We start from the raw sequence: 13,511 nt of genomic DNA on the forward strand, positions 1-13,511 counted from the left end.
TTCGTGAGTTGACCGTGCAGGCGCCGTTGGTGTTGCCCGAGCATGGTGCGGTGCGGCTGCGTGTTGAGGTCGATCGTGGTGCCGGTGGTGAGCACAGTGGTGCCGGTGGGCGGGCACGTGGGGTGCGTATCGACGCGCGGCCTGATAGCGGTACTGATTCGTCGTGGACCTGTCACGCTACCGGTGTTCTGGATGTCGAGGCTCCGGCGCCGGATTGGGACCTGACTGTCTGGCCGCCGCCGGGAGCGCAACCGGTCGAGGTTTCCTATGACCGGTTGGCCGCGCAGGGATACCACTACGGCGCCGTATTCCAAGGCCTGCACAAACTCTGGCGTCATCACAACCACGTCTACGCCGAAGTCACCCTGCCCACCGACCCCGACACCTACACCATCCATCCCGCCCTCCTCGACGCCACACTCCACGCCGGACTCACCGGTGGTCCCGCCCTGGCGACGTCCTGGCGCGATGTCACTGTCTACGCGGTCGGTGCGTCGGCCCTGCGGGTACGGATCGGCCCGAGCCGTACCGGGATGTCGGTGATCATGGCCGACACCCTGGGCGACCCGGTCGCCGACCTGGTGGTCGACACCACTCCGATCGAGCCCGGTGAGCTGCGGGCGGCCGGGGCGGCCCAGATCGGCGCCCTGTACCGGGAAACGTGGGTCGATCACGTCGGGAGGTCGTTGCCGCGCAAGGCGAATTGGGCGGTTCTGGGCGCGGATCCGCTGGGCGCCGCGACGGGATTGACCGCTGCGGGCGTACCCGTGACGGCATATCCGGACCTCGATGCACTGATCGAACGCGATGGTGACGCTCCGGATTACCTCGTGCTCACCGTGCCGACCGGTGCCGACGTCGCCCGCACGGTGCGGGAGGTGGCGCACCAACTGGATGTTCTGTCCACAACCAGAGCGCTCGACGCGGCGAGCGTGGTGCTTCTGACCACCTCCGCGATGCCGGCGTTCGCCCGGGCTGGTGCCGACCTCGCCGGCGCGGCAGTGTGGGGCCTCGTCCGCTCGGCGCAGGCCGACGATCCCGGACGGCTCTTCCTCGCCGATGTAGACGCCGCCGACGCATCGTGGCGGATTCTGCCGAGAGCCTTGACCGACGGAGAGCCTCAGATAGCTCTGCGTGCGGGGCGCGTGAGGGTACCGCGGCTCTCGGCCTGCGAATCGAACGGCCGCGGACCCTTCGCTGAAGCCGAAGGAACAATGCTGGTCGTCGGCGGCAGCACTCCCATGGGCGCACGGCTGGTGCGGCATGTGGTGGCCGAGCACGGAATGCGGCGCCTTCTGCTCGTGGGCGCCGAGGACTCCGGCCTGACTGCCGAGCTTGCCGCGCTGGGCGCCGAGGTCACCATCGCGACGTGCGACCCGGGCGATCGACCGGCACTGCGCAAGCTGATCGACGGTCTGCCGGTGGAGCATCCGCTGGGCACGGTCGTGTACGTACCGCAGGAGCTGGCCGACGACGGGCGGTCCGCTCCGACGCCGGATGCGCTGGCCGACGCGCTGCGTACGACCGTCGGGACCGCGGAGATCCTCGACGAGGAGTGCGGAGGCGCTCACCTCGTCCTGTGCTCGTCGCTCGCCGGCACCCTCGGGGGGCTCGCCACAACCGCCTCCGCCGCCGCCGCGGCCGCACTGGACGCGATTGCCCGGCGGCGCCGGTCGGGTGGAGACCCGGCGACGTCACTGGCCTGGGGACCGTGGGCCCCGAGCGGTACGCCGGCCCGCAGCGGTGCCGCAGGCGTGAGCATGCTGGGAGCACGTGAGGTCGTCGCGCTTTTCGACGCCGCGCGGGGTACGAGCGAAGCCGTGCTGGTGACCGCGAGGCTGGACCTGGCCGAGCTGGACCGGCAGGCCAGGGCCGGGGAAGTCTTGCCGCCGGCGTTCCGATCGCTGGTCCGCGTCCCCGGCAAACGCCCGGCCGGCGGCGGCGTGGTCTCGACGACATCGCTGCGGCAACGGCTCGCATCGATGGGCACGGCCGACCGGGACCAGACGCTGTTCGACCTCATCTCGGCCCAGATCTCGGCTGTCCTCGGGCTCGACCCGGGTGACGTGGTGCCGCCGGACCAGATGTTCCGCGACCTCGGGTTCGACTCACTGTCCATCCTGACCCTACGGAACCGCCTGAACTCGTCGACCGGTCTGCGGCTCGACACCTCGTCGGTGTCTCACCAGTCGACGCCGGACGACGTTGTCCAGCACCTCAGGCAAGCGTTGCTCGGAAACTGACGGGGCAGAGGAGACGATGATGCACCCACCGTCCGTACGATCGGAACGCCTCGTCAGCCCGACCGGGCGTGGCTATCTCCAGCTCGAGTCGCATCCGGCCGGCTGCTTTCGCGGTGTGGAGCTGATGCGGGCGCAAGTCCCGGCCCCGGACGCCCCGCCCGCACGGCGGCCGACGGCGCTGGTGATCGGTTCGAGTGCCGGCTACGGCTTGGCCAGCACGATCACCGGGCTGGTGCGGTACGGCATCGACGGCGTAGGTATCGGCTGGGAACGGGCGGCCGGACAGCGCAGCGCGAGCGCCGGGTGGTACCGCACCATCGCCGCCGCCACCATCGCGCGCGACCTGCGATCGAATTTCGTGTTCCGCAACGCCGACGCGTTCGCCGACAGCACCAAGTCTGAAACGCTTGACCTGCTGGAGGAACGGTTCGGCGGTGTGGACTACCTCATCTACAGCGTCGCCGCGCCCCGGCGCACCGATCCACGGACCGGCATCACTCATCAGTCGGTGCTCAAGCCGCTCGGCGAGCCGCACACCACCCGGAATCTGGAGTTCGCCGACGACGGAACCGCACTCCTGCGGGATGTCACCGTCGAGCCGGCGACCGAGGCCGAGAAGGCCGCAACGGTGCGGGTCATGGGTGGTGAGGACTGGTCCCGCTGGGTTACGGCACTGGCGGGGCGCGGACTGTTGCGCGATGGTTTCCGTACGGTCGCCCTCAGCTACATCGGCTCGCCGCTGACCTCGGCGATCTATCGTGCCGGCACGATCGGCGCGGCCAAGGAGCATCTGGAGTCCACCGCTGTCACCTTGGACGCGCTACTGGCCGGTTTCGGCGGGCGCGCTCTCGTCTCGGTGAACGGGGCCGTGATCAGCCAGGCGCTGACCGCCGTACCGGGCATCCCGCTCTACGTCTGTCTGCTCCGCGGCGTTCTCGGCGACCGATTCCCGTCACCCGTCGAGCAGTCGCTCCAGCTGTGGGAGCAGCTCACCGCCGACCGGCCCGACGTCGATGAGCGCGGCCGCATCCGGCTCGATCGCTGGGAACTGTCAGCGGCGGTCCAGGCCACCATGGCCGAGCGCTGGCGGTCAGTCACTCCCGCGACGCTCACCGAGCTGGCCGACGTTCCGTGGTTCCGTACCCAGTTCCGGGCCCTGTACGGCTTTGACGTCCCCGGAGTCGACTATGCGGTTCCGGTGGCGACCGACCTGCCGTGGCCGGGCTCACCGGCTCGTTGACCTCGCATCAGCACTGTCGCCGCCGGCGGGCTGGCCTTTCGTCGGCGACGGCTCGACGGCGGGCTGGCCTCTCGTCGACGACGGCTCGAACGAGCCTCGGACCGGCGAAGAGAGCCTGAATCATGGCTGATTTCCCGAAGAAGTACGGTCACTGGATAGCTGGCGCGTGGCACCAGCCTGAGCAGGGCCATTACCAGATCACCGATCCGGCCACCGAGGAAGTGGTAGGCCACGCCTCCGAGGGGCACGCCGCCGAGGTGTGGATCGCGGCCAAGGCTGCCCGGTCCGCCCTCCACGCGTGGTCCCGTACCGATCCGGACGACCGTGCCGCCGTCCTCGAACGGGTCGCCACCCTGATTTCCGATCAGGCCGGCGAGTTGGTGCCGTTGGTGCGGGCCGAGAGTGGCGCGACCACGTCGGTGGCGCAGTCGTTTCTGGTGCTCGCCGCGGCCGACTGTTTCCGCCGCGCCGCACGGAGCGCACGGGAATCCGGTCCTGTGGCCCGGGCACCGCAGCCCGCTGGTGCGAGCCCGCTCGCGGCCGGTGGGCTCATCGGTGTGGCCGCCATGCGACGTCCGCTGGGCGTCGTCGGGTGCATCACCTCCCACAACTTCCCCCTCGCCCAGCTTGTCGCCATGGTCGCCCCGGCCCTCGCCGTGGGCAACACCGTGGTCGCGAAGCCCGCACCACAGGACCCGCTCGGCCTTCTGGAGCTGGGTCCCATCATGAAGGAGGCCGGCGTGCCCGACGGCGTTTTCAACGTCGTCACGGGATCGGGCCCTATCACCAACGAAGCGCTGATCGCTCACTACGACATCGACATGATCAGCTTCTCCGGTGCCGCCGCCGTCGGGAAGCGGATCGCGAGAGCCGCGAGCGAGCAGCTGAAACCCACCCGGATGGAGCTCGGGGGCAAGGGCGTGGCCATCGTCCTCGAGGACGCCGACGAGCGCGCCCTCGGATCGGCCGTCCAGGCCGGGAGCCTCAACTTCTCACTGCTCAGCGGTCAGGCCGGCTTGGCGCCGGCCCGGATGCTCGTACATCGATCGATGTACGAGCGGGTCGTCGACGCCCTGGTCAAGCAGGCCCAGTCAGCGTCGGTCGGCAGCCCGGACGACCACTCCACGGTGCTCGGCCCGCTGATCTCCGACGCCCAGCGCGACCGTGTCGAGGCGGCCGTCGAAGAGGCCCGGAATCAGGGAGCCCGCGTCGCCACCGGTGGTGACCGTCCACCGATCAAGCCCGGGTTCTACGTCGCGCCCCACGTCCTCGCTGACGTCACCGAGGACATGGCCGTCGCGCGTGAGGGAATCGTGGGCCCCGTGGTGGCGGTCATCCCCTTCGACGACGAGGACGAGGCGGTACGGATCGCCGGTGGCGCCCCGGCCCCTGGTCACGACTACGTCTTCTCCGGCGACACCAGCCGTGCTTGGCGGCTGGCGGCCCGGCTCCGCAGCAGCTCGGTGGGCGTCAACACCGCGGAGCCGCACCCGGAAACCGATGTTCTCCGCGACGGCGGTCCCTTCGAGGCGCGGACGTACAGCACCGTCCAGCCGATCATCTGGACGGTCTGAACCGGGACGGGAACGAACAGGTCGTGGGCGCTGTCCCCTCAGCTCGTGCCGTCGGACGTCCGGCACCGACGCGGTCGACGGAGCCCCGGTGGGGCGGTGCGCTCGGCCGGGTCGGCCACTCGGTGTGGCGTACCGCCCTCGTGCCTCTCCAGGCCCGTCACTCCCGTGGCGAGGTCCGGCGGATCAGATGCCGGTCTCGCCGCGGCGCCAGTAGGGATGCCGATCAGATGGCGGTCTCACTGTGGCGCCAGTAGGGGATGCCGATCAGATGTCGGTCTCACTGCGGCGCGGGCCGGGATTCCGATGAATCGCTGGTTGATCGCGAAGAGTCGCCCAGGGCACGGGAGAGCAGGTCCCGTAGCTGTGACCGGTCTGGGGCGGACAGGTTGAAGACGGCGGCGACCTTGGCCTTGTTGTGGGAGCCCAGCTTGGTGCGGTGGCGTTTCCCTTCCCCGGTGAGGGTCACCTGTTTGATCCGTCGGTCGGAAGGATCAAGCTCGCGGGTGACCAGGCCGCGGCGCTCCAGGCCGTCGACGATCGCTGTCACGTTCGAGGGCTCACAGGACAGCCGGGTCGCCAATTCGCGCATCGATGCGGGAGCCACCAGGCACATCAGAGCGAGTGCCTGCGTGGGCGGCAGGTTCAGTTCAGCCGCGGACACGTTGAAGTCGTTGCGCAACCGGCGGGTCATCTCGAACACCAGGGTGCTCAACTCGTCCAGGACCGGATCGGCTTCCGTGCTCATTGTCCCAGCGTACGCATTACTTCAAGACCTGCACTGTTCAGGTCCTTGAGTACTGTTTAGACTCAAACACTTCAGTGTGTGGACTATCTACCCGTATAAGGAGTTTCGGTGGCACTTCGGAACGGTGTACGAGACGTCAGCGCGGGAGCGCGTCGGCGAAATCGGGTCATCGCCGTGGTGGGGGCCGTCGTGGCGGCCGTCCTGATCTGGGTCGTGGGCGAGCCGTTGCTGGGCTACGACCTGATCCTCGAGCCTCCGGGGCAGCAGGCGATAGACCTCGGGGCGAGTGCCATCGTCACCGTCGCGTTGCTGGTCGGCCTGTTGGGCTGGGCGTTTCTCGCCGTGCTGGAACGCGTGCTCGCCAAGGGCCGGCTGGTGTGGACGGTGGTCGCGCTGGTGGTCCTGGCCGCGTCGTTCCTCCCGTTGTTCTCCGTCGACGCGCCGTCGGGCAGCAAGGTCACCCTGGCTCTCGTGCACCTCGCGGTCGCCGGAGTGCTCATCCCGGTGTTCTGGGCGACGTCGAAGCAGGTCCGCCAGTAGTCGCCTTCGTGGCGGGGGACGGGACGACTTCCCGGTCGGCGGCAGTCGTCCCGGCGCCCCGCGGCGCCCCGCCGGCCGGCCCTGGATGTCCTCCCGTCCCGCCGCTGATGGACCCGCGCGCGACGAAGTTACGACATCACCGCACAGCGGCAAGGCCATGGCCGCGGCAGGTCACTCCGCGATCCGGGTACGCATCGTCCAGCGGTAGAGCCGCGGGTGAACGTCTGCGGCCGGATCCCCGACAACAGTGAAATGCTCGACCCCGCCGAGCAGCGGAACCTTGATCTTCTCCCGGCTCTCGTCGTCCAGGGCGACCCGCTGCTTCCGAGGGACCTCGGCCGGACCGCCTTCGAGAAGGACGTCAACGAATGTGGCTTTGTGGCCGCTCATCGGGAATCCTTTCGACGTTTTCAGGGGCCACCGGATCGACCTGCTGCCGAGAAAGGTCCAGTCGAGGGCGTCGCTCGACATCGGTCAGCGCGGCGCCGTTGTGGTGCCGGCAGTTGCCCCGAGAATGCCGACCTGCGTGGCCGTATGGGCCAGGACGCGCCGCGCGGTTCATCCTGCCGACGATTGCTGGCCTCTTGCTCGATTTTCGCTAGAGCTGGAGCGTGGCTGGTCAGATCACGTCGGGCGAGGCGGCGCTCGTGGTGCGTACCTCCTGCTGTCCTGACCGCTCAGGGACGCGTGTGTCCGGACGAGAGGTTCGCTGAGTCTTCTGGACCACGGCCGGCCGCGGGGAGGGCTGCGGCGATGCAGTCGAGTACGCGGTGGAGTCCATTCCGGAATTGATCATCGCGGCTCAGGTGTGGCTGCCGCGCCTGCATGACGATTTTGGTGAAGATCGGGTAGTTTCCGCTTTTCACCAGCTGGTCGACGTACGGGTAGCTTCGCGCCATCCACTCCGACTCGCTGAGCCCGCTGCGACGAAATTCCCGCGCCGAGTTGATCTCGTCGCGGACCGCACCCTCGACGTAGCTGTTCAGCATGGCTGTGAAGGCGAGATTCTCGTCGATGGAGAGATCGTCGTCGAGGATCCCCATCAGTCGTTCGATCAGCAGCAGTTGATTGGGGCCGAGGCTGGGAAGCGATCGCTGCACCGTGGTGATCCACGGGTGCCTCAGCCACATGGTGCGGAGTGCCTCGGCGTAACGCGTCAGGTCCGCGCGCCAGTCGCCGGAGGGCATGCCCGTGACGTCGATCTCGCCCAGCACCCGGTCGGACATGAGCTCGACCAGGTCGTCTCGGCTGGGGACGTACCGATAGAGGGACATCGCGCCGGCGCCGATCTCGGCGGCGACCCGCCGCATGGTGGCGGCTTCCAGGCCTTCGGCGTCGGCGATGCGGATCGCCGACTCGGTGATCTGCGTGCGGCTGTACGCCGGTTTGGGCCCGTAGGCCGGGCGCTCGGGCCGCATCCAGATGCTTACGTACCGCGTGTCGGTCACCGTGCCATCCTTCCAGTTGCGTACAGCGTACCCAGTGCCTTACGCTTCTGCCTGACCGCGTACATCGTACTCAGTGAGGGGATCATGGCAGAACCGATCGTGATCGCCGAAGGGCTGCACAAGTCCTTCGGCGGCACTCAGGCACTACGAGGTCTGGATCTGGCCGTCCCGGAGGGCTCGGTCTGCGGGGTGCTCGGGCCGAACGGGGCGGGCAAGACGACCGCGGTGCGCATCTTCGCAACCCTGTCGGATCCCGATTCCGGGCGTGCCCGCGTCGCCGGATACGACGTCGTCCGCGACGCCGGCGACGTACGTGAGCGGATCGGGCTCGCGGGCCAGTACGCCGCCGTGGACGAGAAGCTCACGGGCCGCAGCAACCTGCGCATGTTCGGGCGGCTCTACCACCTGCCGCGCCGTGAGGCGCACCGGCGGGCCGACGAACTGCTCGACCGCTTCGATCTGACCGACGCCGCCGACCGCCCGGTCTCCGGCTACTCCGGCGGCATGCGCCGCCGGCTCGACCTCATCGCCAGCCTCATCCTGCGTCCCCAGGTGCTCTTCCTGGACGAGCCGACCACCGGCCTGGACCCGCGCAGTCGCAACGAGATCTGGGACACCATCCGCGAGCTGGTGGCGGACGGCACCACCGTGCTGCTCACCACGCAGTACCTGGACGAGGCCGACCATCTGGCCGACGACATCGTCGTCATCGACCATGGAAAGGTGATTGCCACCGGCACGCCCGACGAGCTGAAGGCCACCATCGGCAACCGCCTCGACGTCACCACCGAAGACCCTGCCGCGTTGCCTGTGGCGGCGACCATCCTGAGCAACCTGGCCGGCGCCGAAGCCACCACGAGCGAGGGCGACCGGCTCAGCGTCGCGCTGCCGCCCACGGGCCTGCGTCTCGCCGACATCGTGCGCGAGCTCGACCAGGCCGGCATCGCCGCCGCCGACGTGAGTGTGCGCCGTCCCACCCTCGACGAGGTGTTCCTGCGCCTCACCGACCGTAAGGAGGCCGTTCGATGACCGCCACCACCTCGCCGATGGGGCGCCTCGGCTGGACCTTCACCGACGGGTTCACCCTCGTCGGCCGTGAGGTCGGGCGGCTGAAACAGGAGCCGGGGCAGATCGTCGCCGCGCTGATCTTCCCGGTCATCATGGTGGTGCTGTTCGGGTTTGTCTTCGGCAGCGCGATCCAGGTGCCGAACGGTGGCAACTACCGGGAATACCTCATGCCCGGCCTGTTCGCGATGGTGACCTTCTCGGCGTGGCTGGGAATCACGACGCGAGTGGCCACCGACGCCGCTCGCGGAGTGATGGACCGGTTCCGCTCCATGCCGATGGCACGTCTGGCGGTTCCTTTCGGGCAGACCGGCGCGGACATGCTGATCGGCCTGCTCATGCTGTCCATCATGGTGATCGCGGGCCTGGTCGTGGGATGGCAGCCGCACCGCGGCCTGGTTCCCACGGTTGAGGCCTTCCTGCTGATGATAGTGCTGCGATATGCGCTGAGCTGGGTGGGTGTGTTCGTGGGTCTGTCGGTGAAGAACGAGCAGGTCGCCGACGCGCTGGTGCCGCTGGGCCTGCCGTTCACCATGCTGTCGAACGCGTTCGTCCCGACCGGCGGCATGCCGGGATGGCTGCGCTTCCTGGCCGATTGGAACCCCGTGAGCGCGCTCACCGCCGCGTCGCGGGAGTTGTTCGGCAACCCGGGTGTGCCGACTGGGAACACGGTCTGGCCACTCGAGCATCCGACGACCGCCGTCCTGCTCTGGTCGCTCGCACTGATGCTGGTTTTCGTTCCGCTTTCGTTGCGCGCGTACACACGTCGAGGACGCTGAACGCTCCACGCGACACGCTCGCCCGGCGCTTGGCTCACAAGCCGCCGGGTCAGCGATCCGCCGAGTCGTAGCCGGACCGGGCCTCTCGTGCCCGGCTGATACGAGCCCGGTCGGCCTCCCCCCGTGGCCGGCCGGGCTTCCTCGTGCGACGCGGGGACCTTGGATCTTTTCCAGGTCCGGGTGCGCTGTCGGCTGACGTTCGTTGTCCCCGCCGATGGGTTGCCGTCCTCGGCACGGAAGCAGCGATCGAACGAGACTGATCTTCACATCGTCGCGCTGATCAGCATCGATTCAGGAGGGCGGGCCAGAGGCTCTCAACCGCAGTTGGCTTCGGTCTACGGTTGCCCGCGCCATTCTGTCTGTCGTTCGGGGTCCGGGGGGAGTCGCAAGACGTCCCAGTGGACGTGGTTCCCGCCGTAGCGGCTTATCCGGGAAGGGCCAGCATCAACCGGCCGTCGCCGGCACGCGGAAGCGTCAGCCCGGCCATCGCGTTCCGCAACCTCCGCACATCGGTGCGGCCCTGATTCAACGCGTCATACATCGCGCCGTGACCACGCCGGTGTTCCGGCGCCAAACTCACCCCCACCGACGATTTCACCGCCCCAACCAACTGCAGCGCAATGCACACTATTAAACGAGACAGCCCTTGGTATTGATGTAATTTCCTCGGCAAGAAGAGCATTGGCCAAGGGCTGATCCCATGATCAACCAGGGCCCGCGATCGCTCCCCACGGGTCAACAACAAACCGAGTGCGGAGGTAGCACGACATTCGAATGCCCAATGAACCGGGGGACTGTATATAACGATGGTTTCGCCTCATCGTTCATTCATTTCACGGTGATCTTCGTCACTTGGGGCCTGGCGAGCCACTTGAATGGACAGCTGACCTGCTGAATTATCATCGCAAATCTCATGTGGACGGTTGTCCGGGGACAAAACCCGTGCTGAGCTGCGAGAATGCGGCATCCATGATCGTTCGGCAATGAAAGTTTCATACTTCTCGCAGGTGCATAATCCCTGGTCTGATAGTGGTTCGAGAGCCCGAAGCGAACCTCGTGGCAATCCGTGTATCGAAGGTTTCGGGCCGCTCCGGGCGCATTCCGGTATTCCAGATCCCCTGCTACGGTCGGAGGATCTTCGTCAAGTCGAGTTCGACTCGGTGAATGAGGCTCTTCGTACATTTGTCAACCTCCCTTTTCGATGGCATTGACTCGGAATGTTGGGTAGGACATCCGTGCCCGCAGACACTCTGTCGTTCGGCGTCTTCGTGGCGATGGACCCGCCCGACCACACCCGCTGCCGCCGAACCGTGGCCACCTGGCTCACCAGTCGTGCGGCCGTGAAGCCGCCCCCCTGGATCCAGGGGGATCGTCGACGAGCTGATCGGCCGGCTGCTCGCCGGTCCCCGACAGGTCGACCAGGTCGCGAGCCATGCATCGCTGCTGCCAGGGACGGTGATCTGCGAGTTCCTCGGCGTGCCGTTCCCCGATCGCGAGAAGTTCGGCGCCCGCCAAGAGGTCATCGTGATCGGCCTGATGACGCCCTCGGCCGGCTTCGACATCACGGCGAACCCGATCGCGTCGATGGAGAGTTTCTCAGATGGATATTTGCCGGTTCCTCTGCGGTCCGGCGATCTTCGTCGCGGATTCCGTACGCGTCGCCGGTCGAAGCGGCGTCGGTGCCGCAGCGCCGATAGCATTGGCGATTTTGCATTCAAAAGGGTTCATGACTACCTCAAGGAGTGATTGGTGATGGGGCATAAGTTCTCGCTCGTTCTGAGCCGCGAGATCAGCGACGAAGAATCGGCGGCTCTGCAGAAGGCGGGATGTGCCGGCGCGGTTTTCACGGCCGATTCACATCCGACCAGTCCGGAAACGCCCGTAACAAAAATGGATTTCGACGACGAGGTTTCTCCCTCGCTCGCTGAGGCGATCGAGGCGGCGCTCGAAGCGGTGAAGACGGTTCCGGACCTCACCGTGCCCAGCTTTACCGTCCCCGCCCAGCCGGCGGATGCGGAGAGCTCGCCCGAGGCGATCTCCTGACAAGCTATTCCCCGGAATTCAGGCAAAAGACGGCGGCTGCCGCATTCAACGGCGCACCTGACCGACCGGTTCGTTGTACCCCTGCCTTGGAGTTTTTCGATGAAGCGGTCCAGAGAATTCCGTAGGTATTCCCGGCTTGTCAAATCCCGTTCGCGTGATGCATACCGGCGGCCGGACGACGGCGAGGAGCGCACCCCGGAGCCGGTGGCGATCGTCGGGATGGGGTGCCGGTTCCCGGGCGGTGTGTCGGATCCGGAGGAGCTCTGGGAGCTGCTGGCCGAGGGCGGGGACGCGATCGGTCCGTTCCCCGACGATCGAGGGTGGGACCTCGAGGGCCTGTTCGATAGCGACCCCGACCACGCGGGGACGAGTTATGTCAGCGCCGGTGGGTTCGTGGCGGAGGCGGGGGACTTCGACGCGGGGTTCTTCGGTATCTCGCCACGCGAGGCCACGGGGATGGATCCACAGCAGCGGTTGCTGTTGGAGATCTGCTGGGAAGCGTTGGAGCAAGCCGGCATTGATCCGGTGTCGTTGCGGGGCACGTCGGCCGGGGTGTTCGCCGGGGCGGCCACGTCGGGGTACGGCGTTGGCGGCCCGGGCGGGTCGGCGGAAGCGGAGGGCCACGGCCTGACCAGCGGCGCCGCCAGTGCGATCTCCGGCCGAGTTTCGTACGTGCTGGGCCTGGAGGGTCCGGCGATGACCGTGGACACCGCGAGCTCGTCATCGTTGGTGGCGATGCATCTGGCGGCTCAGGCTTTGCGGGCGGGGGAGTGTGACCTGGCGCTGGCCGGTGGTGTCACGGTGATGGCGACGCCGGCCACGTTCGTCGAGTTCTCGCGGCAGCGGGGCCTGGCCCCGGATGGGCGGTGTAAGGCGTTCGGCGCGGGCGCGGACGGTACCGGCTGGGCTGAGGGTGCGGGGATGCTGGTGCTGATGCGTTTGTCGGATGCGCAGCGGGCGGGGCACCCGGTGCTGGCGGTGGTTCGTGGCAGTGCGGTGAATCAGGATGGTGCGTCGAACGGGTTGACGGCGCCGAACGGTCCTTCGCAGGAGCGGGTTATCCGGTCCGCGTTGGCCAAGGCGCGGCTTGAGCCGACTGATGTGGACGCCGTTGAGGCGCACGGTACGGGAACCAGGCTCGGGGATCCGATTGAGGCGCAGGCGCTGCTCGCTACCTATGGGCAGGGCAGGCCCGATGGGCGTCCCGTCTGGCTGGGGTCGGTGAAGTCGAACATCGGGCACACCCAGTGGGCGGCGGGTGTGGCCGGGGTGATGAAGATGGTTTTGGCGATGCGGCATGAGGTGCTGCCGCGGACGTTGCATGCCGACGAGTCGTCGCCGCATGTGGATTGGTCGGCCGGGGATGTACGGCTGCTGTCCTCCCCGAAGTCCTGGCCCGCCAACGGCAGACCGCGCCGGGCTGGGGTGTCGTCGTTCGGGATCAGTGGTACCAATGCCCACCTCGTCCTGGAGGAGGCTCCCGCGTTCGAGGAAGCGGCGGTGGCGGGTCAGGCGCTGGTGGCGGGTGGCCCGGTGGCGTGGCTGGTGTCGGGTCGGGATGCGGTGGGGCTGGCGGCTCAGGCGGGACGGCTGGGTGAGTTCGTGGCGGCCCGGCCGGGGCTGGATCTGGTGGATGTGGGTTACTCGTTGGCGGTGACGCGGGCGGCGCTGGATTACCGGGCGGTGGTGACGGGCGCGGATCGGGACGAGTTGCTGGCTGGTCTTGCCTCGGTGGCGGTGGGCCGGCCCGGTGCCGGCGTTGTGACCGGTACGGCGGTTGGACGGTCGGGTAAGACCGTGCTGGTGTTTCCGGGTCAAGGCAGTCAGTGGGCGG

At 67.9% G+C, this 13,511-nt stretch carries 12 protein-coding genes and 1 pseudogene; 9 read left to right on the forward strand and 4 right to left on the reverse strand.

Annotated features, from left to right (window positions below; genetic code table 11):
- Window positions 1–14 precede the first annotated feature (14 nt).
- From ACGFIO_RS43995 to ACGFIO_RS44005, 3 genes are all read left to right on the forward strand, one after another.
- On the forward strand, window positions 15–2,243 hold the full coding sequence (locus tag ACGFIO_RS43995) for a type I polyketide synthase (RefSeq protein ID WP_392837209.1): 2,229 nt from the start codon (window positions 15–17) through the stop codon (window positions 2,241–2,243).
- A 19-nt stretch (window positions 2,244–2,262) separates the two neighbouring features.
- A complete protein-coding gene (gene fabV / locus ACGFIO_RS44000; RefSeq protein WP_392837184.1) occupies window positions 2,263–3,483 on the forward strand; it encodes an enoyl-[acyl-carrier-protein] reductase FabV in 1,221 nt (406 codons plus the stop codon).
- Window positions 3,484–3,605: 122 nt separating this feature from the next.
- Window positions 3,606–5,057, forward strand: coding sequence for an aldehyde dehydrogenase family protein (locus ACGFIO_RS44005; RefSeq protein ID WP_392837186.1), 1,452 nt, complete (start codon window positions 3,606–3,608; stop codon window positions 5,055–5,057).
- 277 nt (window positions 5,058–5,334) lie between these two features.
- Here the strand turns inward: ACGFIO_RS44005 and ACGFIO_RS44010 are convergent, their stop codons facing one another.
- The gene (locus ACGFIO_RS44010; RefSeq protein ID WP_392837188.1) at window positions 5,335–5,802 is read right to left on the reverse strand and encodes a MarR family winged helix-turn-helix transcriptional regulator; all 468 of its coding nucleotides are present in this window, start codon (window positions 5,800–5,802) and stop codon (window positions 5,335–5,337) included.
- A 108-nt stretch (window positions 5,803–5,910) separates the two neighbouring features.
- On the opposite strand from ACGFIO_RS44010, the gene ACGFIO_RS44015 reads away from it, so the two are divergent.
- Window positions 5,911–6,342: a DUF6069 family protein gene (locus ACGFIO_RS44015; RefSeq protein ID WP_392837189.1), complete on the forward strand. Its 432-nt coding sequence runs from the start codon at window positions 5,911–5,913 to the stop codon at window positions 6,340–6,342.
- Window positions 6,343–6,513: 171 nt separating this feature from the next.
- Here ACGFIO_RS44015 and ACGFIO_RS44020 read toward each other — a convergent pair whose 3' ends face one another.
- Together ACGFIO_RS44020 and ACGFIO_RS44025 are read right to left on the reverse strand one after the other, a co-directional pair.
- Complete coding sequence (locus ACGFIO_RS44020) at window positions 6,514–6,732, reverse strand: DUF5988 family protein (RefSeq protein WP_392837192.1); 219 nt, start codon at window positions 6,730–6,732, stop codon at window positions 6,514–6,516.
- 287 nt (window positions 6,733–7,019) lie between these two features.
- Window positions 7,020–7,790, reverse strand: coding sequence for a TetR/AcrR family transcriptional regulator (locus tag ACGFIO_RS44025; RefSeq protein WP_392837193.1), 771 nt, complete (start codon window positions 7,788–7,790; stop codon window positions 7,020–7,022).
- 84 nt (window positions 7,791–7,874) lie between these two features.
- On the opposite strand from ACGFIO_RS44025, the gene ACGFIO_RS44030 reads away from it, so the two are divergent.
- Window positions 7,875–8,819, forward strand: a complete 945-nt coding sequence (locus ACGFIO_RS44030) for an ATP-binding cassette domain-containing protein (protein WP_392837195.1) — start codon at window positions 7,875–7,877, stop codon at window positions 8,817–8,819.
- Window positions 8,816–9,634 (forward strand): ABC transporter permease, encoded by an 819-nt coding sequence (locus tag ACGFIO_RS44035; RefSeq protein ID WP_392837198.1) that lies wholly within the window; start codon window positions 8,816–8,818, stop codon window positions 9,632–9,634. The genes ACGFIO_RS44030 and ACGFIO_RS44035 overlap by 4 nt, the downstream gene beginning before the upstream one ends.
- A gap of 433 nt (window positions 9,635–10,067) precedes the next feature.
- Here the strand turns inward: ACGFIO_RS44035 and ACGFIO_RS44040 are convergent.
- Window positions 10,068–10,316: pseudogene (locus tag ACGFIO_RS44040) on the reverse strand (transposase); the annotation flags it as partial.
- 773 nt (window positions 10,317–11,089) lie between these two features.
- Between ACGFIO_RS44040 and ACGFIO_RS44045 the strand changes: the two are divergent.
- From ACGFIO_RS44045 to ACGFIO_RS44055, 3 genes are all read left to right on the forward strand, one after another.
- On the forward strand, window positions 11,090–11,380 hold the full coding sequence (locus ACGFIO_RS44045; RefSeq protein ID WP_392837201.1) for a hypothetical protein: 291 nt from the start codon (window positions 11,090–11,092) through the stop codon (window positions 11,378–11,380).
- A gap of 3 nt (window positions 11,381–11,383) precedes the next feature.
- Complete coding sequence (locus ACGFIO_RS44050; protein ID WP_392837204.1) at window positions 11,384–11,677, forward strand: hypothetical protein; 294 nt, start codon at window positions 11,384–11,386, stop codon at window positions 11,675–11,677.
- Between the two features lie 99 nt (window positions 11,678–11,776).
- Window positions 11,777–13,511: type I polyketide synthase (locus ACGFIO_RS44055; protein WP_392837207.1), on the forward strand; the 1,735-nt coding region annotated here is incomplete at its 3' end.

The organism is Actinoplanes sp. NPDC049265 (assembly GCF_043197135.1).
GTDB lineage: Bacteria > Actinomycetota > Actinomycetes > Mycobacteriales > Micromonosporaceae > Actinoplanes.